Below are 22,669 nucleotides of genomic sequence, written 5' to 3'. Positions count from 1 at the left end.
AAACTTTAACCGCTATTTCGTTATCCTAAAATCACAGAGCTGAATTATTTACCATGAATAACTTTATATTCTTCATGTTTGATACCGAAGAAGCCAGCAACTGAACCAGCCGCAGAACAAAGTCGAAACAGGCCGTCTACTAATTTTGTTTTGTTCAGTGTAACGATGCCCTGTGCGAAACTCAAAAGGCTTCGCCCCAATCTGACCATGGTCATGAAGGTAACACGAACTAGCGCTTTGACATACGTTTCTTCAAAAAGGTGAGATCGCGTATATCCTATACCGGAACGAAACCCCCTTCTGCAAAACCACTTAATCGTTGCTCGGCTCTTAGGAAACTCTTCGTGTACAGGAGCCTCTGTGTACACGCAACGAAACCCAAGGTGATTACACCTTAATGCAAAATGATAATCACTGGCTCCCGTCATGGCAAAACGTTTATCAAAACAGGGGACTGTGGCCGCAATAACGCTTTTTGAAAGCAGTAAGTTGTTGGTATAAAACACTGGTAGCTGCTCCCCTTCCTCGTAAGGGTTTTTCCCGTAAATGAGGTTAACAGCCCAATCAGGGGTGCCACTTTCTCCAACTGAAACAACTCGACTGGTCACGATATCGCAGTTGTATCGCTCAGATGCTTCGAGCAACGTGTTAATCCAATTATCTTGTTCTAACCATTCGTCATCATCTATAAAGGCTAGAAAGTCAGCATTCAATGACTGACATAGGGAAACGCATTTATTCCTTGCAAACACTATCCCAGGCTTAGGCTCGATATCGTAAAGAAGGTTAATCGATGTACTTGAAACTTTTTTTGATTCAACCACTTTTCGGGTTTTGTCGTCATTTGCATTATCAACGACGGCAATCGTGACCTTTATTTCCTCTCGCACTTCTTGTTTGAGTAGACTATCGAGGAGTCGAGACAACCATTCAGGCCTTCTACAAGTTATAACCCCCACAACGACGTGTCTCATCACTTTTTCCCTCTAATCAACTCTTCTATTTTCTTGATTGGCCAACTGCATTTCCACCAAAATGAATTGTATGCATCGACGAATAATTTCCTATAAAACACTTCTTCCTTTTTTACTGCCAATAAGTGTTCTTTTAATACATTGGATAGACTAGATTGATAACTCAAGTAATCATTTCTGATTTTATTTAGTTCTGCTTCATCTACTTTCTCTTTCGATAGCTGTTCATAAACTGACTGCGCCATTACAGCAAGCGGAGTTTCTAAAGTAGGCTCAGTGCGCTGATTCCGCATCTTTTTATCTACGAAAGACAACTGTGAAGCAGCGATATCAAAAGGTTTGTCGATTAATGCAGCAATGTTTTTGGCCACGGTTTCAGGAGATGATAAGAGCTGATTGTAATGAACAATCAATCGAGGTGCATGCATTGAGTGATAGTACCCACTCAAGGTATAATTCATCCACAACATTAGTGACTTTTCCAAAGAAAAATCATCTCGCTTTTTGAGTGAACCGAATACCTCGAAAGGAGATCTCAGCATCAATATATAATGAGGTAATACCCTTTCATTTTCTTCAAGGACCTTTTTCCAAAAAGGAAGTAACAAGGTAGTTCTGGGGTCTTTCATTCCCCAAAAAGCTTGATTATCGTAATCGTTCTTAAGCAAAGAATGAGCTTTTTCTATAAAAAAAGACTCCTTGCCGATAGAATAATCGCAAATGTCCGCTATAGGGTTATCCCAAGAAGATGCTAGTTCATCTAACATGAGATCGTTGAGGGCTACCAATTCCGCATTTTCAAAGAAGCCTTTTTCATTTACCCCTTTCTGTGCTGCGAATAAAGTTTTGCCCATAAAAATACCCAGTTCATCAAGTAAACCAGAAAGCGCGGATGTTCCACTTCTGTGCATACCTATAACGATAAGTGCTTTATTTTGCATTCTATTGGACTCGATTTTTGGTTTGTTTCAATTTAATGAGTAGGTTAGAAGGCATCACCGATAATAATGACGCTGCAACTAGGTTTTCTAAATGCCAAGGCTTTACTTTCCAAGCAGATAAGAAGCAGCTTGCCGATAATTGTGGTGAATTTCTATATAAAAAATTATTACCGTAATGCTTGTAAGCATTGTATTTGGCGGTTTTGCAGAGTGACTTTTCTCGAGGAGTTAGGTCTTCTAAAGACGCTATCTTTTCAATACAGGAGAGGTCAGCGATTAACATTTTTTTATTATCCAAAGAATAGTTTTCTCCATGAATAAAGTAAATTGCTAATGGGGTTTTAGCGACGGCAAGTTTTGATGTCCTTGCGACCTTGAGCCAAAGGTGCCTATCGTCCACACCATGCAGTTCTCGGCTTTCATCCAACCCATTCACCTGATTTAACACTGTCCTTCGGACCATAGCGGTACAACAAGAGACGAAATTTCTATTCAGAAGCGCTTCAAAACACTCCCCTTCAAACTCAGGGGATGAACATTCTCGTTTGCCATGCTTATCAATGTCCACCCAGCTATAAACCAACCCTACATCGGGGTCGCTGAAAAGTGGAATTTGTTTTTCAAGCTTTTGGGGAAGCCATTGATCATCTTGGTCGCAAAAGCCAATGACTTCGCCAGTTGCTCGTGCAATACCGAAATTTCGAGCAGACGCTACGCCACCATTTTGCTTTTTAAAGTATTTAACGCGATGGTCGTCAAGAAATTTCTTAATAAGTTCATGAGACTTATCAGTAGACCCATCATCAATAAGGAGCAGTTCAAAATTATCGTAGGTTTGAGACAATATACTTTCAACTGTTTTGGTAAGTGTCTTCGCGCCATTGTAGACAGCCACGATTACACTTGCTTTTACGCTGCTCACTTCTTACTCCTTGAGGACTAAAGCCTCATCAAAAATATTATTATTAGATATAAACCTATCAAGCTCATTAAACTAAGGACAAAAGTTTGGACAATAGTTTTTGGTGTAAGCGATAGATTTAAATCGGGGTATTGCCTTGATACGCGAATAAAACACGCTGAAGTCATAGCTGCAAAGATGTAGAAAAAGATTACGTAACTTCTACTTATGAAGAAAGCCGTGCTACAAAACCCAATAAGTGAAACTTGTAAAAATATAGCGAGCGATATTTCACGGGACAGTTTAGGGTCTTTGGCGTGCTCCGTTTTCTTAAGATTTATGACTCTAAGTAACATGACCATGCACAGAAGAATAAAAGTCATCCACAACATGTAGCCTAAAACTCCCAATTCGGCCATCACAGTGACAAATGAGTTGTGGGCGACTTTGTAGTGATATTCCAGAAAACGTTCCTTTCCAAATCCAAACAGTGGCCTGTGGAGCAACATTTGAATGCCCTCATACCACGCTGTCAGACGTTGCATGGCGCTTTCATCGTCTTTGCTTATTGATCTGAATGAACTCATAACGATAATTACGCCTGGTACTGAAAGACTTGCTAGCACCAAAGATTTTACGCGACCGAACCTAAGATAGAAAAATGAAAATAGAACAGCCATTACCCCCACTAGCGAACCTCGACTCCCTGTCCAGTAAATTCCCATCATCAATATTCCTGCGACTGCCAGCCACATAATCTTCATGAGAAAACGCTGAGAATTTACCATGAAGAAAATTGCGATGGGTATGTTCATAACTAAGAACATACCCATATCATTAGGATCATTGAAGACCCCAATGTAACGTGCTTGTGCCATTTGAGTTGGCCCGTCATTCCGGTAAATAACGGTTTCAGCCCAACCTTCTCCAAAGGGCGAAGATATCTGAACGTAGGCGTGCTGAGACATAATCACGCAAGCAACTAAAGAAATAAATAGAATGACTTTTTGTCGGCCGAAGGATGTGAGAAAGCCTAAGAAGAGAATGAAGGGGATAATATTCGCATTGATCCAGTCGATAACATATCCAAGGTCATTAAAATAACGTGACGCTCGGACTTCTGAAAGAAACATCGAAAAGAACATCAATATTAAAATAGTGCATTGAACGTTCCATGCCTTTGGCCTCAATGAAACTAAATAAGCAAAAAAGGTAATTATTAGGACTATTCTAAGCAGTGGAAATTGTACATTGAGTACGGGCCACTCATGTGGTCTTATAAGAACTAACGCGGTATAGACACAAAGTAAGAAAAAGCCGAACTTAGCGTCAGATGTAGATGAACTTGCGCCAAACGACGCATTTTTCTGGGTAACTCCAACCATTAGAAAACTAAACGCCTTTTTATGTTTCTGGCAATAACCTTAAATTTAGCTAACACCCAGGTAAGCTTATGTTTATGTATTTCTACTTCATAAACAGGCTCGGAACTCGATGCTAAACTCTGTTTATAGGTCTCATTAAATGATGAAGACATAAAGTCATAATGAGAAAGCAACTGTTCTCTAGCCTTTTGGGCCTGTGCGCTATGCAACAACTTACCGGGAGATACGTTAGGCTTTTTGTCTTCGTCGAAACCACTTTGGTAAAAAATAACGGTATTGTTTGAGCGTATGCCATAATTTACTGCGATAACTTCACTTCCTTGCTCCAAATACAGCATAGATAAATTACCTTTACTCAATAGCTTACGAGCAATATTACGGTGAAATTCACGAAAAACGTGAGCGTCGAATATCGCTTTATAACCTCTACTTGTCCATCTCTTCCGATTAAGGGTGATTAGCGCATCAAATACTCGCTCAAGGTCGTCTTCAGTTGTTACTTGGCAAATACGCATCCCTGCCCGAAGCGCAGCATTCTGAAGCCTTTTCGTTTTTCGTATAAGCTTTTCTGCGCCATCAGGAATATCGACAAGATAGCGCCTTCTAACAGGACTAAATGTTGTGGGAACATCACCTCTTTGCACTGCGCTCAATATCAATGCATTCGGGCTCACATTACTTAAGCGAATGGAAGTTAATCCTTCTTTTCTCATTGTTGATTGAATGACCGACATAGGTTCGCTCAGATCAACTGCTGAAGAGCGTATCAAAAAATCCTGTGCTTCACTGCAGGTCTCAATGTCTGTTGGTTCATAGCTACCTATAAAGCAAGCGGTTTTTAAATTACTTTTGCTTATATAGAGTGGTAATACGCATACAAGAGCTTCAGCATCCCAACTAGTAAAAATGAGCAGCTTTTCGATATGTTCTCTGTAAAATTCAGCCCATGTCGATACCCAATCAAAACTATTAAATGCGCTTTTAAACTGGGCGTTGCGCTCCAACTCTATCCAAGAAGAGCGAATAGCTTTCATTTCATGAATATTATTTATTATTCGTGTGCTTATCACACTTTTCACTGCAGCGCTCTTTCGATATTGCTTAGGTTACAACTAGAATCGCAAGGTACTATTATCCATTGAATACTTGATGACATATCGCCGGATAGCGCATTTTTAAGTCGAGATTTTTTTAGACTGAATAGCGACTTGTAAAAACCGGATGATGTGCCATATCGATAAGCAATCAAAAAACGCTTCGTTCGTCGGTCACTGATTTCCCGAGCATTCCATTTGTCACTATCAAGATTTCGAACAGTGTGAAACCCTTCGGGTATGGGACTATTCAAATAATAAGATGCTTTATCATCTAAGTGCTCACCGTCGAACTCAAAATTTACGAGCTCAATATCTTCTATTGTTGCACTGCAAACTCTCGCATAGTTATATATTCGAGGCTCTATGGTTAGGGTCGCCGCCGAACAATCCTCATTCGACACATCTTCTGCAACCATCAAGGCAACGCTAGAGGATAGCACTAGACAGAGCCCACTTGCGATGAACAGCGCACTACGCGATAGAGGCGAATTTAATTCGCGTTTACTGGTTATTCCGCTTTTTCCTGCCGCATGCTCCCTATCTTCAAGTTTCCTACCTATATAAAACTGGAAAATAGCGACAGGAATGTATATGTACCAACCAAAGTTATTGTGATCCGTCATCAAACTACTTTGCATTTCAGTTTCATGGCCTATTACAATAAGTGCAACGATCCTTAGCCAATTCGTTACGAGCGCACCAGCTAAAGCAACAGAAGTGAATATCAATGCAGAGCGTAATGTTTTTAAATACAAAAAAACATACAAACTGCTGATTGCTGCAGAAACGATCACATACCTTAATCCACTACAACCTTCTGCTATTTCAAAGATTCCTGCCGGGATAGTAACAAACTCATTCTCTACATAAACAGGGATATTGGTTAACCCCATTAGCGCAGTAACAACATAGACTGATAAGCTTTGTAACGGGATTGCTAATGCTCCCCAAAAGGGAAAAATGAACACAAGAAAGGAAAAGGGAAATAAAGTTGAAACATTGAATCTAAAAATGCAAAAAGCAAGTGAAATCAAAGTCCCTAACGATGCAGCCCAATAAAGTAAGCTTATCTGTGACCAGGTAGTAAGCACTAGCCCTATGGCTGATATCGCTAAAAGGCCAAGCCAAGGCAAGCTAGGTCGCTCGCGGAAGAGCACTCGGTTTTCTTGTTCAAGTATATAGAAGAGGTAAACAATGATAAAAGGAACCAGATAGGCGTGAGAGTACGTTCCATCATCGAAACTATATTCCCAAAGCGATACCATTATTGGATAGTTGGCTAAGCACCACAGCACGGTGATAGACAGTAAAACCCAAAAAAACTTGTGAACCTTCAAATCCATTGCGACTTCTCCCTGCAAGTTCAACTACCGCTATCTTCCCTTTCCAAACAAAACTACTTCAACCGTTCTGATAAGAATAAGAATATCTAAAAGTAAACTTTGATGCTTTACATAGTACAAGTCGAATTTAAGTTTCTCCATAGAATCTTCGACGCTTGCACCATAAGGGTAATTAAGCTGAGCCCACCCTGTTAAGCCTGGCTTCACATTGTGTCGTTGGTTGTAATAAGGAACTTCTCTGACAAGTTGTTCAACGAATTGAGGGCGCTCTGGACGCGGCCCTATAAATGACATTTCACCTTTAAAAACGTTGAGCAGCTGAGGTAATTCATCCACACGATATTTACGAATGAAGTGACCTATTCTCGTAACCCTGTCGTCGTTTTTACTCGCCCACTTAGCGCCATCTTTTTCAGCGTCAGGACGCATACTTCGAAATTTAAGTATTTTAAAAAGCTGTCCATTCAAACCTACTCGTTCCTGTTTGTAGAGAACCGAAACACCAGTTCGTCTCCCATCATCGAGATAAATAATAATAGCGGTGGCTAGCATTATAGGCCATACGAAAAAAAGTATTATAAAGGCTAAGATAGCATTTACGGTGTAATCTAGGGCATCGCGTAAGTAGTTTTGGCTCTTAAAGCCATTAGAGTAAATCACCCAGCTCGGATACATAAGGTTAACTACTATTTGCCCAGTTTCACGTTCCATGAAGTCAAGGAGCTCAGTAACTTCTATCCCTCGAAGTCTGCAATCAAATAATACTTCAACTGGCAAAGTACCACGCCGCTGGTCGCACGCTATAACGATTTCTTCGATGTCATTGTCCACGATGAACTGCTGGAAATTTTCATCAACTTTGACATGAATAATTTTTTCTTTGTGTATACCGTCTTCTCGATTATCGCCTGGAATTGGTATAAAACCGACCAATTCAAATCCAATACGGTCGACGTCACGGCGCATTCTTTTTTCTATAATAGATGCACGCTCACCCGCGCCCAGCACTATGATCCTAACCTTACCAAGACCTAGTAACCCTAAACGGTTTGTAAAATACCTGAATACAACGAGCGTTATAATGATCGCGCACACTGAAGCTGGTAGAAAATAGCTATCCATCAGCAAGTGGTCAAACAAAACACGACTGACAACTTCAACTAAGAAGTAACTTAGCCCTACGCTGACAAAGATTCGACGTATTATTCCTCTAAATGTCTCGCGAAGTTTTGCCTCATATAGCCCGACAGACAGGGAACAAAGCAAGATAGATACTGTTAGCAACCCAGTATTAACTAACAATTTTTCAACAGGAACTTCTGAAGATAGCCCAACTTGCGTCAATATAAAGTGAGTAATATACCCAATGTACGCGATTAGTAATGCTTCCGTTATAACTAAAATGTTGGAGCGTTTATTTTGATTTCGCTTATTTACTGCCACCCCTGGCCTCCCAAAACTACTTTATAATCTCCATCATAAATGGATTTATTCTAATAGACTAGAATTGTTGTTGGCATTATAGTGTCAACTCCCGTAGGGTAAACAAAAAAGCACGCTAAAAATTAACCATATGAGTGTAGGATGATCTCTTATGTACCGCTTTAAGTCGTTTCGTTTTGTAGCAACAGTAGCACTAGGCACTGTATTAATTGGATGCTCGAGTAACTCGACGCTGCCTCAAGCTACAACCCGCGCATCTCTTACTACCGATGTTGAGCAATATCAATACTTGATAGGCCCAGGTGATACCTTAACAATCTTTGTATGGAGGAACCCTGAAGTCTCTGGACAGTTCGTGGTTCGTCCCGATGGAAAAGTAACTACATCATTAGTTGAAGATATTGATGTAGCAGGTAAAACCCCTTCTATGCTAGCGCGAGAGATTGAAGAGCAACTATCTACGTATATCAATAGTCCTCGCGTTACCGTAAGTGTTAACAAGTTTTCTGGCCCGCTCAGCGAACAAGTCCGTGTAATCGGTGAAGCTACTAATCCAAGCGCGGTCAACTATACCGAGCACATGACTTTGTTAGATCTTATGATAGCTGTTGGAGGTCTAACCGAGTTTGCACACGGTAACGGAGCAAAACTGGTTCGTGTAGTTGATGGGAAGCAAACAACATTTGCCTTAGATATAGATGACCTCATCCGCAGTGGCGACATCTCTAAAAACGTCGATATTTTACCGGGCGATATAGTTATCATCCCGGAAGCATGGTTTTAGTTCTAAGCAGTTAACGGAACAGTTTAATGCAGGATTTACAACAAACCTTACTCCAATTTTTGGATCTGGTAAAAGGAGTATGGGTTAAGAAACGCTATGTCATAGTAGCGTCATGGCTCATTTGCCCGTTAGGTTTTCTACTTGTAGCTAACCTTCAAGATCAATACACTTCAAAAGCGCAAGTGTATGTAGACACTCGATCAGTTCTACAGCCACTATTAAAGGGGCTCGCGATACAAAGTGATCCAGATTCTGAAGTAAGGATGATGGCAAAAACCCTTCTCAGCCGATCTAACGTCGAGACAATAGCCAGAGAAAGTGATCTCGATATAACAACTGATACTGTTAATGAATTCGAAGAGCTAGTTACTCAATTAGCTTATGAGATTCAACTTAAATCAGCAGGCCGAGACAATATTTATAATATAAGTTATGAGCACACTAATGCGATTACCGCTCAGCGAGTCGTTCAAGAAACGCTTGATTTGTTCGTGGAAGGGTCTTTAGGAAATAATCGAAGGGACACCGACACCGCGGGACGGTTTTTAGAAGAGCAAATTGCAGAGTATGAGACTCGCTTATCAGAGTCAGAACAGCGTCTTGCAAACTTCAAAAGACAATACAACAACATACTACCGCTATCAGGCACCTATTATTCACGCTTGCAAACGCTCAATACTGAGTTAGAGGCCACCAAACTTTCTATCAGGCAGACTAATAAACAAGTTGACTCTTTAAAGTCGCAGATTAAAAGTCAAGCCGCGTCTGCGAGTTTGGGAGTAACGAATCAAGAGGATAGTGTATTAAAAACCCGCTACGATGACCGCATCAAAAACTTAGAAGAAGATTTGGATCGGTTAAAGTTACGGTTCACTGATAAGCACCCAGATGTCATAGAAACTAAGCTGTTACTAGAAAGTTTAGAAGCATCAAGGAAAAAAGAAGTAGACGCATTTTTAGCCGCTACAGAGGGCGACATTCAAGGGCCGATGAACGAGCTAACTCAGGAAATACGCCTTGAAATGAGCCGGCTTCAAAGTGAAATAGCGGCGTTAAATGTCAAAGAGTCCGATTTAAAGACTAAAATTTCAGAATTAGAGTCAAAGGTCGACCTAATACCTCAAATTGAAGCAGAGTCTTCAGCGCTCAATCGTGACTATGATATTTTAAAGAAAAAGTATGAGGAATTACTAGGTCGGCGCGAGGCTGCGGACTTATCTCGCAGAGCTGAAGTATCTGCCGAAGAACTTCAATTCCGCATTATTGAGCCGCCACTCGTAGCCAATAAGCCCTCTGGACCTCATAGAATAATACTTTACACAGCAGTATTATTCGTTGGTTTTGGGGCAGGTATTGGACTGGCCTTCCTAATTAGCCAGTTAACCCCTGTGCTTATCAGGCCTAAACAACTTCTCAGGCTTTCAGACTACCCCATTTGGGGAACGGTTAGTCACTTAGAGTTTGAGCGGATAAATAAAACCAACAACCGAAGACTATTAGTTTTTCTCGCTTCCTCGGGTGCAATTGTTATGATTTACAGCGTGCTTATTGCTGCTGAAATAATGAATATAAATATTGCAGAGAGGTTCTTTTAAATGAAAAACACTATTGAAAAAGCTCTGCAGCGACAGAAAGCTGAAAGAGAAGCGGAAAATAAGAAAACCAAGGCTGAGATGTCAGGTCATCGGGTTCAAAATACAGTAGAGCCTGCGGAGCAAATAACATCTAAAGAGCTCTCTGATAATACAACGGGTTCTCAATATATTGAAGATTCGGCGAAAGCAGGTACTAGGACCGAACTCTCTCCGTTCACTCTTAAGCTGAAAGAGCTTAGCGATAAAGGCCATATATCCGTATTAGGTGAACGTAAACAAATTAACGAAGAATATCGCGAAATAAAGCGTAAGCTAATCGCTAATGCCTTCGGTGCTTTGGCGAAAACCTTAAACAATCCGAACATTATAATGGTGACCAGTAGCCGCCCTTCTGAAGGCAAGACCTTTACTGCAACGAATCTAGCGCTCAGTATCGCAGCTGAACAGGACAAAACTGTCTTGTTGGTCGACGCTGATGTACTAAAGCCCAATGTACTAAATACGTTGGGCCTAGAGCGACGTAAAGGACTTATGGAATACTTGTCAGGCGACGTAGAAGATATCTCTGAAGTACTTTATCCTACAAATATTGATAAGCTAAAGATTATTCCTGCAGGTAAATCACATCATTTGTCCACAGAAATGCTTGCGAGCCAAAAAATGCATGAAACTGTAGACGAGTTTGCTAATCGATACCCCGATCGAATTGTTATATTCGACACACCGCCTCTCATCGGCATTAACGAAAGTGCTATTCTCGCTAACTTTGCTGGCCAAGCGGTAGTAGTAGTTGAAGAAGGGAAGACTAAGATCAATGATATCAAGATGTCGGTAGAACGGTTAAATCCCGAGATGGCCATCGGGTTCGTTGTTAATAAATCAATACACCACGATACTGATGGAAGTGGATATTATGGATATTATTATGCCGAGCGAGAGAACTAGAATACACACGCGGCAACAAGGGATTTTATGGGGAGCCTTAATGGGCACCTCCCTTTTGTACTCATTCAACGCGTTGGCAGAACTAAAAATAACTGGAAAAGCAGAAGCTGAATACATCTTCCAAGATGTCGAATCTGAGGCTGAAGGGCAGCTTTCGTTAGACACTTTACAAGTTACTCCGTCAATAAATGCGAGCCTAGATACAAGAACGTTCAGAGGTTTTTGGTCAGGTTCGCTTACGCATTTAGAACGAGATAAAGTTGATAACAGTCGCACAGATACTTTTGAAGAATATACTTACAGTTTAGTATGGCAACCATTCGATAGCTTTTTACAAATTGAAGGGCAAGGGGCTCTTAGCTATCAAAATACAAATGCAAACAATTATTTGGTTTCAGACTTTCTCAATAATTCCGATTCGCTTTCAAAGACTCGTTCAAACCGTATTTCAGCGTTAGCCAACTTTGATCGCGGCAACTGGGTTCATGCTCAAGGCGGTATCGCTTATGCTGACGTTGCTTCAGAACGTTCCACATTAAATAGCGGTCAGGCTTTAGACAATAACACTATTGAGTTATTTGGCGGTATATCTAACGGCGACAGCATACGACGAGTTTTTTGGCAGCTTGACGGTACGTATATTAATACCGACCGCGCGCAAAATAACAACGACGAATTTATTACACGAACCGCCGACGGTTTTATAGATATTGCTGTGATAAAAAGCTTTGGTATAAGACTCACTGCAGTACATGAGGCCAACCAGGTTTCTGACCGTGATGATACTTCTAGTAGTACCCGGAAATTCAATTCTTATGGAATGGGCCTTTTTTACCGTCAAAGTGAAGATAGATATATAGCGGTTACAGCCAATGGTAGCGACTCTGATTTAGATGAAGACGATGACGAAACTTTTATTGGCTTAGACTTTAAGTGGGCGCTAAGTCCTCGCACTAACTTATCTGGTTCATATGGAAGACGATTTTACGGCGAGGCAGCTTCGTTCGACGCTAGCTATAATTCTAAATACCTACGCACATCATTGAGCTATAGTGAAGATGTCACAAATACGTCCAGGCTTTTAGCTAACCCCCAAAACCTAGGTGTATTTGTCTGCCCTGCTGCCACTATATCAATTGCAGACTGCTTTCAGCCAAGTAGCTTAACCTACCAACCTGATGCTAGCGAACAACTAGTGCAATTAACATCCCAAGTAATTGAGTTTGACGACAATATAATTATTCGAAAAAGCACCAACTTCCAAGCCGGGTATGATTTTTCACGACTAACAATTGCGCTCACATCGCGTTATGCAGAAGACGATTACCTAGACTTAGAGCGGCTTCGCCGAACCTATTCCCTTGGTACAACCTTAGTTTACGAACTCGGAAGCTACACGAATATAAGTACAGAGGTTACTTATGCCAATATCACACAACGTTCAGACCAAGCTGACTTAAATGGGGAAACTGACAATTGGCGAGGGAATATAGCTATTCAACGTGAGATTGGCAGATACCTAACTGCAGCAATTGATTTTACATACGTGGACCAATCGGGCGACATTGCAACTGGAGTCGGCCTTTTCGGAAACAATTATTCAGACCGACGCATTTCATTATCCGTTATATATAAGTATCAATAACAACAAGCGCCTTGGTTGGCGCTTGGAACATCAATCTTTCTTATCATCACTCTTAAGCCGTACGTAAGTTTTAAACTTCTTCTTCATAAGCTTATCTACGTACTGGGTCATTTTCACTTTCTGTGAAATTGCATCATCCAAAGCATCAACCAACTCAGCTAACATATCCAAGTAGTACTTAGTGTCGCGAATAACATTCCCTTTCGGCGTCATAATAGTCTGACTTTCGGGGTGGTCAGCAAACCCCATATGTTCGGTAACTTCCGCGCCTGTTTTGTCTGGCTCGAACATTTCGGCTTTTACTTCTTCAATAACCTCGTTTACCGCACTAGCGCCAAAGCTCTCCAGCTCTTCAAGAAAGCCATAAAGCATTATCCTATCCATGAGGGTATTAATCTTGCGAGGTATGCCACGAGAGAACATATGAATGCGTTCTAACGCTTCGTCGCTAAATAGCGCAGTACCGCTCCACCCGGCGTGGTGCAAACGGTATTCAATATATTCTTTGCACTCTTCTAAAGAAAGTGGTGCTAGATGACACGACGCCACAATACGCTGCCTAAACTGCTCCATATTCGGCGCACGAAGAATAGGCTGTAGCTCTTCCTGACCAAGCAAAAAACTTTGAATAAGCGGCTTGCCGTTTAGCTGAAAGTTGCTAAGCATTCTTAGCTCTTCGATGGTTTCTAACGGAAGGTTTTGTGCTTCATCTACAAGTAATAAAGCGCGGCGCCCTGCTTTATTTAAGTCGTAAAGAAAAATTTCTAGGGCTTTTAAAATATCCGCTTTTGAACGCCCCTCTGTGGGAATATCAAATTTAGACGCGACCATTTTTACCAGTTCGTCTGGCGACAGCTTTGGCGTTACTATTTGCGCTGCCGCGATATCGTCTTCAATTTCTTCAAGCAGGCTATTTGCAACAGTGGTTTTGCCCGTTCCAATTCCACCGGTAATAACAATAAACCCCTCGGCTTGAGAAAGACCATACTGCAGGTAAGACATGGCGCGCCTGTGCCATTTACTTGCAAAGAAAAATTCAGGGTCTGGGGTTAACTGAAACGGTTTCGAGTTAAGTCCATAGTAACTTTCGTACATACTATTTGCCGTTATTCCATTAGAAATGTGTGTTCAAAACCAATGCTTAAAGTTGGTTAAGGCTAGCGCGTTATACTTTACTTATGCTTTTAATGTATATGGTAACCAACAACGCGCCGTTATCGAAGTATTATCTTTATAGCTCCCACTAAAGGCTTATCGCAGTTTGTTTTCAGTAATGCGCTCGATGATACCTGTAGTCGATACACCATCTTCAAACGTTAACACTTTAACTTCACCGCCATTTTCCAGCACGTCCGTGCCTCCCGCAATCTCTTCAATTTTGTAGTCGCCGCCTTTTACCAGTACATCTGGCAGTAATCGAGCGATAACTCGCTGAGGCGTATCTTCTTCAAAGGGTACAACCCAATCGACTGCGCTTAAGCCTGCTAGTACCGCCATACGTCTGCTAACGTTATTTACCGGGCGCCCAGGCCCTTTTAGCTTGGTCACAGACGCATCGGTGTTAACTGCAACAATTAATCGATCACCAAGCTGGGCAGCTTCTTCCAGATAAGCAACGTGACCAGAGTGCAATATATCAAAACAACCGTTAGTCATGACAATACGCTCGCCGCGTGCTTTTGCCGCCTTAAGCGCTATTTCTAGCTGGTCTTCATTCATCACACCGCCATCTAAATGTACCGACTGCTCGCCCAAGGCCAGTGCAAGTTCCGTATTTGATACGGTAGATGTGCCTAACTTTCCTACTACAACGCTTGCTGCTAAATTAGCTAGTACACAGGCTGCTTGAAGCGGTAAATTACAGGCCATGGCAACAGCGAGTGTTGAGACAACCGTATCCCCTGCTCCGGTTACGTCGTAAACCTCTTTAGCTTTTGCGGGTAGATGAAACTCGTTGTTATCTCCATCAAACAATGTCATACCGTCTTCTGAACGCGTTACCAGAAGGGCGCTTAAATTCAACGACTCTTTTAAGGACTGCGCTTTTTCTACCAACACTTGCTCACTAACTATCTCGCCGACAATACCGCGAAGCTCGTCCATATTCGGTGTAACTAACGTAGCTCCAGCGTATTTACCAAAATCACTGCCCTTAGGATCTACTACCACACGCTTATTCTTACTTCGCGCTTTTTCTATCAGTACTTTTGGGTCGCTCAAGCAGCCTTTTGCATAGTCGCTTAGAATAACAACGTCAGCATTATCCAACGCTTTATCGAAGGCTAATTCCAGTGTTGATTTATCAGTTTCCTCAAAGCTCTTCTCAAAATCCAAGCGCAGAAGCTGCTGATTTCTGCTCATCACGCGAAGCTTAGTAATGGTATCGAAGCCATCCACCTCAAAGAACTCACAGTGAATATCGTGACTCTCTAACCGGTCTTTTAATATTTTGGCGTTTTCGTCTTTACCGCACATGCCTAGCAGGGTTACCTCTGCGCCTAACGTTGCTACATTTACCGCAACGTTGGCGGCGCCACCCGCTCTATCCTCGGAATTTTTAACGTTTACTACTGGCACGGGCGCCTCGGGTGATATACGCCCTGTACCACCGCTCCAATACCGGTCTAACATAAGGTCGCCAACAATAAGCACTTTTGCTTTACTAAAATCTGGTAATATCATGCTGAGAGTAATTTTTTAGACATTGAGTACATTGGCACAGAGTATAACAGCCAAGACAGGCAATACCCACCAACCAAACTTAAATACCCCTTGGTACCTTTATATGGTTGAGAACAAGCTCGGGCAGATTTATACGGGCATCACTACCGACCCTAAACGTCGAATATCTCAGCATAGAGGGGTATTAAAAGGGGGCGCTAAGGCGCTTAAAGGTAAGTCACCGTTAATTTTTAGAGCCGTATTTGAAGTTGCCGACAAAGCGCAAGCGGCAAAGCTTGAATATGCGGTTAAGCAAATGAGCCGCGCTCAAAAAAACAGCATCATTCAAAAAAAGCAGCTCAACGATTTATCGTGTATAAAATCAGCGTTTGAGGACTGAGTGATTGGCGACAGGTTTGTCGCCAAATATCATTTAATGAGAGCGCCATAGGCAAAATACCTTGATAACTAGGTTTGTAAAAGCTCCCAAGTTGCTAATCTAACCACCTAAAACACCATTGATGATCATAGCGTTACCAATGCTTAGCGTGAAACCTAACGCCGCTACACCTACATTGTGCTGATGGTCCACTTCTCGGCGGAAGTTCATACCGAAAAGAATGATTTTTTTATTCACCAGAACCAATACATGTAGTGCTATGGCTAAACCTACGCTTACAATCAACCATCCCGTTACATTGCTCACATAGCCCGATGGATTATAGATAAGTAGGTTTTTTGCTGCTGAAACAATCATTGCCGTGCCAAGCAGGTTACCACTATGTTCGATAGCGAGCGCTAACTGCCCTTTCTCTAATGCCCCCTGAAACGAGTCATTTTGATTATCCCGTGCGTATCTGAACTCTAAAATTCGCGTCATCACTAGTAGCATGGTCAGGACTACGGTAAAGCCCGTTACTATGGCAATCAGCGCATTCATGTCGCTGCCGTCAACCCATATCATAATATTGCGTAGCACTATTGCACTGGCTACTAGGCTCGCAGCATCAACAAGCGCTACACTAACGCTTCGTTCGGCAATCATTGTGTGGGTGTCTAGTTTGTTAAGTACTAGTTTATCGTGTGCAAAACGCCCAAATTTCACAAGCATGATCCCCACAAAACCAAAAGTCACCATGCCAATAGCCGCCTCTTGGTATCCTGCACCTATATGCCGCCCTACTACTGAGCTCAGCACTATGCATAAAGACAACATGCCTCCGGCAATGCTTATGCCAAACGCAAAGTTATCTTTAACACCAAGTTCTTCAGTTACTGAGTATTTTCTAAATGCGCCAGTCAGCCATTTCATAATCATCAGTAGCACTAACGCTATTGCTACATCCATGGCAAGGTAAATTAAAAGTTCCTGCGTGAGAGGTACTAGTTTTAGTAAGGCTTCCACGTTATCTTTGCTCCTTGAACATACGAAGTTCCCTGCTGATTGCCCTCTTTTAATCAGTGTTGTTGTAGTAATAACAATTGGGGCAGCAGCATCCATTCTTGCTAAATTGGTACAAAGATGGCAGCGAACTTGTTCAGATTTATTTTAATAAATGCCCCAATAAGTCACCGTCATTAACCGAGGCGGTAAAACTTAGCAGGCTATGAATACTTTCAATAAAAATTTGAGTATTCATTATTTTACACAGATGTTATCTCTTAAGACGCGAGCATTATGCCAATAGACAACGAAAATAGCATGACAAACGTAGAGCAAGCCGGAAAATTATGGCAGCAGTTCCTAGATTCACCCGCCTTAACCGAAACCGACCAAGTCATTGCAGCAAACCATCGCGAAGCCCTTTTAAGCGCTTTTGCTCGCTCGGCTTTCCTAGCTGAAACACTGGTACGAAAGCCTGCGTTTATCTCCAGAGTCGTCGAACCTGTGTCTGATTTAACTGTGTCTGACTCAACCTTTACTCACTTCAGCACTGAATTAAAAACAAAGCTTGAAACACTCAAAAGCGAAGACGAATTACTAAAAGAACTTCGTGAATACCGCAATCAAGAAATGGCGCGTATCACCTTCTTAGATGTTCTCAACAACCAGAATATTGAAGCTTCACTTGCTCAAGTTTCGGCATTGGCGGATGCGCTGATAACTAGCGCCTACCATTGGATTTACCAACACTTAGCTCACCGCTATGGAACTCCAAAGAGTAACAACCAAGATATGCACATGTACATTCTTGGTATGGGCAAGCTCGGTGGACGAGAGCTCAACTTTTCGTCAGACATTGACTTGATATTCGCTTACCCAGAAAAAGGAGAAACTAGCGGAGGCAAGAAAGCGCTAGAGCATCAGCAGTTTTTTACCAAGCTAGCCCAAAAGCTTATTCAAGCGCTGAACAAAGTGACTAATGATGGACAAGTCTACCGTGTTGATATGCGCTTACGTCCGTTTGGGGATTCTGGTCCCTTGGTAATGCATTTTACCGCGCTTGAAGATTACTATCAGGACCAAGGTAGGCACTGGGAACGCTTTGCCATGGTGAAAGCACGGGTCATTAATGATGACGATTCAGATAATGCTACGTGGCTAAAAGGGATTCTTCACCCCTTTACGTTTAGACGGTATTTAGACTTCACCACTCTGGATGCGCTGCGCAATATGAAAAAGCTTATAGCTACCGAAATTCGCAGGCGACGTTTAAGCAACAATATTAAACTGGGCGCTGGTGGTATTCGAGAAGTCGAATTTTTCGCCCAAAGTTTTCAGCTTATCCACGGTGGTCGTGAACCGGTGCTACAAAGTAAGTCTTTACTTCACACCTTAGACGTTTTGAGCGAATTAGACATTGTAGAAAGCGAAGTCACAAAGCAGCTTAAACAAGATTATTTGTTTTTAAGGAAAGTAGAGCACACATTACAACAAAGCCAGGACCGTCAAACTCAAACTTTACCCGACGAACCGTGGCAGCAAAATGCGCTAATTGATGTTATGGGCTTTGCGGCTTATAGCGACTTTTTAACTCATTTAGACGAAGTCATGGCTCGCATACACGGTCATTTCAACGAATTAGTTGAAGAGAGCCATGACATGCATTCAGACGAAGACCAGCTTTTTATCGCTTGCCAAGACGCATGGCGTCTTTCGCTGCAAGAGGACGAATTTACTGAAACGTTTAGCGACTATCTTTCCAGTAAAGTAAGTAAGCAAATTTTCGCGATTCTCGTCGCTTTTAAAGATAAGCAACGAAACTACCGTATAGGGCAAAGAGGCGAAGATACCCTTAACAAACTTCTTCCCGAAATATTATATGTATTGATTAAACAGCACCCTAATCATACTGCACAGGTGTTAAGCCGGTTATTGGGCGTGATTGAGGCAATTACCGGACGTACAACTTATCTCGACCTTTTGCTTGAAAACCCTGATGTGCTTAAGCAGTTGGTAAGGCTTTGCGAGAGAAGCGACTGGATAGCACAAGAAATTAGACGATTCCCACTTTTATTAGATGAACTGCTCACCCCACTCTATTTAGGGCAGCAGAATACTGACATTCAAACCAGTAAGCAGGAATATCAGACCGAACTACGCGAGACCATGCTCCGTATAGAGCAAGACGACGTGGAAATGTTGATGGATGGACTTAGGCAGTTCAAACTCTGCCAACAGCTTCGTATCGCTGCCAGTGATATTAGTGAATCCCTACCCATTAATAACGTTAGCGACAAACTAACCGTTCTAGCAGAGGTTATTTTAGAGCACGTCGTTAACGCAGCGTGGATGCAAATGCGACAGCGCTTTGGCGTTCCTTCGCACCTAGAGGGTAATGATAAGGGCTTTGCTGTTATTGGCTACGGTAAATTAGGCGGTTATGAGCTGGGATATGGCTCAGATTTAGATTTGGTTTTTATACACAATGCGCCCCGTTCGAGCAGTACAGACGGCAAAAAATCAATTGAGGCACAACAGTTTTATATTAAATTAGCCCAACGCATTATGCATCTCCTTAATACTAAAACACTGTTTGGTCAGCTGTACGAAACTGACTTGCGTTTGCGCCCTTCTGGCAACGCTGGATTATTGTGCTGTCACATACAGGGGTTTGAAAAATATCAAGTTGAGGAAGCTTGGACATGGGAGCACCAGGCGCTGGTGAGAGCAAGAGCTATCTGCGGCGACACATCACTTTTGGATGACTTTTCACAGGTAAGGCATGCAATTCTCAGTCAATCTAGAGCTCCCGAAACACTGTCACAAGATGTCTGCAAAATGCGCATAAAAATGCGTGAACACCTACTGGCTAAAAATAATGAAAAAGTAGATTTGAAGCAGTGTGAAGGCGGTATTACTGACATTGAGTTTATTGCGCAATATCTTGTTTTAGCACACGCTTGTACTGTAAAAGCAATGACTGAGTATCCAGATAATCTTAGAATTTTTGATGTTGCAGCCAGCGCGAACATCATTGATACGCCAACAGCACAAAAACTACAAAAGGCCTACTTGCTGCTTCGAGAGCAATATCACCACCTCACCTTAGCAGACACAAAGTACGCTGACCAAAGTGAAGAGTTAGATATTATACGCCAACAAGTAACACAACACTGGGATACACTATTTAGAACACAGTGAGTAAGTCTGGAAACACGCTATCCGCGTACCAGGCGGCATTGGTTTTTAAGAAAGTCGGTTTCTTGAGCAGTAACAACTAAAGAGCGCTGCTCTGCGCATAAATAGGCTTGAACTTCACCTTCAAAACTACTGTCGATTGCGCTCGCGATCTTAGCTAAAGAACCTGCGACTGTGTTGTCTAATTGAAACTGATGCTTAATAACAAAGTCTTGTTCCAAATTCCAAATTAACTGCATACCTTCAGCTTGAGCATATTGTGAAATAGCCTCGCGAAGCGTGTTGCCTTCTTTGAAGGTGCGGTATTTGTGTTCGCCAGTCCAGTTCTTTTCAACCGGACGCGTTTGACTGGACATATTTGCCAACTTGCTGTCTAGGTTAGGATCTACACCGGCAATATCGAGCACGAAATCGCCCTGTTCATCCTCTAACGGGTCAGTTGAAGACATACGAAAGTCACGATAAAACTCGCTGAGTCCTTTGGAAACAGATTTCTCTTCTTTTTGTGACGCAGGTGTAGGAGACTGTTCGTGAGTTTGTAGCATATAAATCAGTACGCCTGCAGCGATAACTAGCACTACCGCAATACCTATCTGCTTTGCCCAAAATGAAGAGCTTGAATAACTCGTCTGTCCCATAACCTACCAATCTGTGAATACGCTAAAACAAGTTCTAAGCTTTTTTCGCTGCTCGAACCAACCCCGATTTATTTATCTTAGACGAATCGGCTTTAATACGCATTTATCCTATTTATCTATTTTTGTAAGAGCTAACTTGTTTTGACCAGTTACGGTATAAACAGTGCATTACTTTTTAGTTGTCTATTGCCGATTATAATATTCAACTTCCCCCAATGCTGACAAATCAGTCGCTCTTATTATAGTCAACCGGTGTACGCACTTTTTTGGTTAGTGTGGCTTTTAAATTCGCGTTTACAATTATTTATAAAGTGATTCGGGATTACTCTCAGGGCGTGTTTTGAAACGCTTATGCATCCATAAGTAGCTCTCTGGCTGCTCTTTCACGGCGCTATCGACGTGCTGATTTAAGAGAGTTAAAGCCTCTGTATCTTCCATTGCGCCAAGTTCAGAAAGTGGTGGGTATATTTTTATTTTATAGCCGCGTTTAGTGTATTGAGACGTTATGATCATAGGCTCAGAATTCGTGCGCCTAATAAACATAAGCGTCGCCGTTGTTGTAGCTGTCTCTTTTACGCCACCAAATGGAACAAAAATGCTCTGTCTAGGGCCGTAATCTTGATCGGGCAGGTACAAACATAACTCTTTATCATCAAGTGCCGCGATAAGCGCCTTAGCATTACGTTTATCAATCATATATTTATTAGAGCGATTTCGCCCGTGATACTGAAGATAATCGACTAACGGATTGTTGTGTTTTCTGTAAAAGGCAATGCTTGGATGATAAAAGCCGATACCACGGCAAGCAAACTCTAGGTTCATATTGTGTAACGCCATACCAAAAACGCCTTTGCCCTTAGTTAGGGCTGCTTCTACGTGCTCGGTACCTTCAATTTCAATAGCTCGCTTAACTCGCCAGTCTGGCCACCACCACCCCATGGCGGTTTCGAACAACGCCATACCCGTTCGGCGTATGTTTTCTCTGTAAAGTGCTTCAATTTCACTTTCAGACAAAGACGGGTTCCAAAGCTGTAGATTACGCTTAGCAACTTTCGCTCGTTTAGGCACTACAAGAGCAATCAGCTTTCCTGCGCCGCCCCCAATAGTGCGGATAACAGGTAATGGTAGCCAAGTAATAGCATAAAGAATAAAAACGCCCAACCAAACGGGCCAGAATTTAGGGCCAAGGAATGCCAATTTAAACTTAGGAGCTTTAATTGCCGCCGCCAATGTGTATTTCCTATTAAGTGAAGTGGGCGGCATTGTAGCAGAAGGTCTTTTGCGGGGCTAATTGGGCCAGTTGATCAATGGATTGATTGATTGAGATAAAAGGGATGAAAACAAACATTAGGTAGGTGGTGACGGGATTACATTTTTTGCTAGACATCACCACCTAGCCTGAGGCTTTACTCAACCGCCTGTTGCTAGCTTGCTGTAGCAACATTAAAAAAAATTGTGATTCAGTACTCTTTATCAATTTCCTTTAGTTTCTTTTCAAAAGATTCGTACTGTTCTTTTGAATCATAATCGAAGTGATACTGATTATGAAAACCAAACTGAAGCTTCACGTTCACGTCTTCAATGTACAGCGTATACCCGTCGTGGTCAGTAAACGCTGTTATTCCGTTAAGCTTATACTGTTCGTTTTCTTTCGCACCATGTTGGCGAATCTTATCGAAAACTTGAAGTAAGAACTTGCTGTCTAATTCGTTTTTCATTGTAAATCCATAGTTGT

General features: G+C 42.0%; 19 protein-coding genes. 6 read left to right on the top strand and 13 right to left on the bottom strand.

What is annotated here, in order from left to right:
- Nucleotides 1–44 precede the first annotated feature (44 nt).
- Genes D1814_RS13605 through D1814_RS13575 form a run of 7 tightly spaced genes read right to left on the bottom strand, consistent with a single transcriptional unit; the run spans nt 45 to nt 8,084 of the window.
- Nucleotides 45–974 carry a glycosyltransferase family 2 protein gene (locus D1814_RS13605; protein WP_118493152.1) on the bottom strand — a complete coding sequence of 310 codons (930 nt, stop codon included), beginning with the start codon at nt 972–974 and terminating at the stop codon, nt 45–47.
- The gene (locus D1814_RS13600; RefSeq protein ID WP_118493150.1) at nt 974–1,915 is read right to left on the bottom strand and encodes a sulfotransferase family protein; all 942 of its coding nucleotides are present in this window, start codon (nt 1,913–1,915) and stop codon (nt 974–976) included. Before D1814_RS13600 ends, D1814_RS13605 begins: the two co-directional genes overlap by 1 nt.
- Before the next feature lies 1 nt (nt 1,916).
- Nucleotides 1,917–2,837, bottom strand: a complete 921-nt coding sequence (locus D1814_RS13595) for a glycosyltransferase family 2 protein (protein ID WP_118493148.1) — start codon at nt 2,835–2,837, stop codon at nt 1,917–1,919.
- A 17-nt stretch (nt 2,838–2,854) separates the two neighbouring features.
- Nucleotides 2,855–4,201 carry an O-antigen ligase family protein gene (locus D1814_RS13590; RefSeq protein ID WP_118493146.1) on the bottom strand — a complete coding sequence of 449 codons (1,347 nt, stop codon included), beginning with the start codon at nt 4,199–4,201 and terminating at the stop codon, nt 2,855–2,857.
- Complete coding sequence (locus tag D1814_RS13585) at nt 4,201–5,280, bottom strand: GNAT family N-acetyltransferase (RefSeq protein WP_118493144.1); 1,080 nt, start codon at nt 5,278–5,280, stop codon at nt 4,201–4,203. The genes D1814_RS13590 and D1814_RS13585 overlap by 1 nt, the downstream gene beginning before the upstream one ends.
- A complete protein-coding gene (gene xrt / locus D1814_RS13580) occupies nt 5,277–6,641 on the bottom strand; it encodes an exosortase (protein WP_118493142.1) in 1,365 nt (454 codons plus the stop codon). Before xrt ends, D1814_RS13585 begins: the two co-directional genes overlap by 4 nt.
- A gap of 30 nt (nt 6,642–6,671) precedes the next feature.
- Nucleotides 6,672–8,084: a TIGR03013 family XrtA/PEP-CTERM system glycosyltransferase gene (locus tag D1814_RS13575; RefSeq protein WP_118493140.1), complete on the bottom strand. Its 1,413-nt coding sequence runs from the start codon at nt 8,082–8,084 to the stop codon at nt 6,672–6,674.
- A 151-nt stretch (nt 8,085–8,235) separates the two neighbouring features.
- On the opposite strand from D1814_RS13575, the gene D1814_RS13570 reads away from it, so the two are divergent.
- The 4 genes from D1814_RS13570 to D1814_RS13555 are packed head-to-tail and all read left to right on the top strand — an operon-like array spanning nt 8,236 to nt 13,053.
- Nucleotides 8,236–8,868 (top strand): XrtA/PEP-CTERM system exopolysaccharide export protein, encoded by a 633-nt coding sequence (locus tag D1814_RS13570; protein WP_118493138.1) that lies wholly within the window; start codon nt 8,236–8,238, stop codon nt 8,866–8,868.
- Between the two features lie 26 nt (nt 8,869–8,894).
- Entirely contained in the window at nt 8,895–10,463 is a 1,569-nt protein-coding gene (locus D1814_RS13565; RefSeq protein ID WP_118493136.1) for an XrtA system polysaccharide chain length determinant, read from the top strand.
- Nucleotides 10,464–11,408: an XrtA-associated tyrosine autokinase gene (locus tag D1814_RS13560; protein WP_118493134.1), complete on the top strand. Its 945-nt coding sequence runs from the start codon at nt 10,464–10,466 to the stop codon at nt 11,406–11,408.
- A 40-nt stretch (nt 11,409–11,448) separates the two neighbouring features.
- Entirely contained in the window at nt 11,449–13,053 is a 1,605-nt protein-coding gene (locus tag D1814_RS13555) for a TIGR03016 family PEP-CTERM system-associated outer membrane protein (RefSeq protein ID WP_232368889.1), read from the top strand.
- 30 nt (nt 13,054–13,083) lie between these two features.
- On the opposite strand, the gene D1814_RS13550 is transcribed toward D1814_RS13555, so the two are convergent.
- Nucleotides 13,084–14,148, bottom strand: coding sequence for an XrtA/PEP-CTERM system-associated ATPase (locus D1814_RS13550; protein ID WP_118493130.1), 1,065 nt, complete (start codon nt 14,146–14,148; stop codon nt 13,084–13,086).
- Between the two features lie 156 nt (nt 14,149–14,304).
- The gene (gene hldE, locus D1814_RS13545) at nt 14,305–15,735 is read right to left on the bottom strand and encodes a bifunctional D-glycero-beta-D-manno-heptose-7-phosphate kinase/D-glycero-beta-D-manno-heptose 1-phosphate adenylyltransferase HldE (protein ID WP_118493128.1); all 1,431 of its coding nucleotides are present in this window, start codon (nt 15,733–15,735) and stop codon (nt 14,305–14,307) included.
- Nucleotides 15,736–15,766: 31 nt separating this feature from the next.
- On the opposite strand from hldE, the gene D1814_RS13540 reads away from it, so the two are divergent.
- Nucleotides 15,767–16,114: a GIY-YIG nuclease family protein gene (locus D1814_RS13540; RefSeq protein WP_118493126.1), complete on the top strand. Its 348-nt coding sequence runs from the start codon at nt 15,767–15,769 to the stop codon at nt 16,112–16,114.
- Nucleotides 16,115–16,213: 99 nt separating this feature from the next.
- On the opposite strand, the gene D1814_RS13535 is transcribed toward D1814_RS13540, so the two are convergent.
- Nucleotides 16,214–17,119 (bottom strand): DUF350 domain-containing protein, encoded by a 906-nt coding sequence (locus D1814_RS13535; protein WP_118493124.1) that lies wholly within the window; start codon nt 17,117–17,119, stop codon nt 16,214–16,216.
- A gap of 273 nt (nt 17,120–17,392) precedes the next feature.
- On the opposite strand from D1814_RS13535, the gene glnE reads away from it, so the two are divergent.
- Nucleotides 17,393–20,299 carry a bifunctional [glutamate--ammonia ligase]-adenylyl-L-tyrosine phosphorylase/[glutamate--ammonia-ligase] adenylyltransferase gene (gene glnE, locus D1814_RS13530; protein WP_118493122.1) on the top strand — a complete coding sequence of 969 codons (2,907 nt, stop codon included), beginning with the start codon at nt 17,393–17,395 and terminating at the stop codon, nt 20,297–20,299.
- A gap of 17 nt (nt 20,300–20,316) precedes the next feature.
- Here glnE and D1814_RS13525 read toward each other — a convergent pair whose 3' ends face one another.
- From D1814_RS13525 to D1814_RS13515, 3 genes are all read right to left on the bottom strand, one after another.
- On the bottom strand, nt 20,317–20,934 hold the full coding sequence (locus tag D1814_RS13525) for a TcpQ domain-containing protein (RefSeq protein WP_118493119.1): 618 nt from the start codon (nt 20,932–20,934) through the stop codon (nt 20,317–20,319).
- A gap of 300 nt (nt 20,935–21,234) precedes the next feature.
- Nucleotides 21,235–22,164 carry an LpxL/LpxP family Kdo(2)-lipid IV(A) lauroyl/palmitoleoyl acyltransferase gene (gene lpxL, locus D1814_RS13520; protein WP_118493117.1) on the bottom strand — a complete coding sequence of 310 codons (930 nt, stop codon included), beginning with the start codon at nt 22,162–22,164 and terminating at the stop codon, nt 21,235–21,237.
- 230 nt (nt 22,165–22,394) lie between these two features.
- A complete protein-coding gene (locus tag D1814_RS13515; RefSeq protein WP_118493115.1) occupies nt 22,395–22,652 on the bottom strand; it encodes a DUF3081 family protein in 258 nt (85 codons plus the stop codon).
- Nucleotides 22,653–22,669: the final 17 nt, after the last annotated feature.

The organism is Alteromonas sp. BL110, assembly GCF_003443615.1.
Lineage (GTDB): Bacteria > Pseudomonadota > Gammaproteobacteria > Enterobacterales > Alteromonadaceae > Alteromonas.
The sequence above is the reverse complement of the archived record's forward strand: the minus strand, read 5'-3'. Positions and strand labels throughout refer to the sequence as shown.

Bases quoted from the DNA above. Each gene is read 5' to 3' on its own strand.
- D1814_RS13605 (WP_118493152.1), bottom strand. From the start codon at position 974: ATGAGACACGTCGTTGTGGGGGTTATAACTTGTAGAAGGCCTGAATGG.
- D1814_RS13600 (WP_118493150.1), bottom strand. From the start codon at position 1,915: ATGCAAAATAAAGCACTTATCGTTATAGGTATGCACAGAAGTGGAACA.
- D1814_RS13590 (WP_118493146.1), bottom strand. From the start codon at position 4,201: ATGGTTGGAGTTACCCAGAAAAATGCGTCGTTTGGCGCAAGTTCATCT.
- xrt (WP_118493142.1), bottom strand. From the start codon at position 6,641: ATGGATTTGAAGGTTCACAAGTTTTTTTGGGTTTTACTGTCTATCACC.
- D1814_RS13570 (WP_118493138.1), top strand. From the start codon at position 8,236: ATGTACCGCTTTAAGTCGTTTCGTTTTGTAGCAACAGTAGCACTAGGC.
- D1814_RS13565 (WP_118493136.1), top strand. From the start codon at position 8,895: ATGCAGGATTTACAACAAACCTTACTCCAATTTTTGGATCTGGTAAAA.
- D1814_RS13560 (WP_118493134.1), top strand. From the start codon at position 10,464: ATGAAAAACACTATTGAAAAAGCTCTGCAGCGACAGAAAGCTGAAAGA.
- D1814_RS13555 (WP_232368889.1), top strand. From the start codon at position 11,449: ATGGGCACCTCCCTTTTGTACTCATTCAACGCGTTGGCAGAACTAAAA.
- D1814_RS13550 (WP_118493130.1), bottom strand. From the start codon at position 14,148: ATGTACGAAAGTTACTATGGACTTAACTCGAAACCGTTTCAGTTAACC.
- hldE (WP_118493128.1), bottom strand. From the start codon at position 15,735: ATGATATTACCAGATTTTAGTAAAGCAAAAGTGCTTATTGTTGGCGAC.
- glnE (WP_118493122.1), top strand. From the start codon at position 17,393: ATGCCAATAGACAACGAAAATAGCATGACAAACGTAGAGCAAGCCGGA.
- D1814_RS13525 (WP_118493119.1), bottom strand. From the start codon at position 20,934: ATGGGACAGACGAGTTATTCAAGCTCTTCATTTTGGGCAAAGCAGATA.
- D1814_RS13515 (WP_118493115.1), bottom strand. From the start codon at position 22,652: ATGAAAAACGAATTAGACAGCAAGTTCTTACTTCAAGTTTTCGATAAG.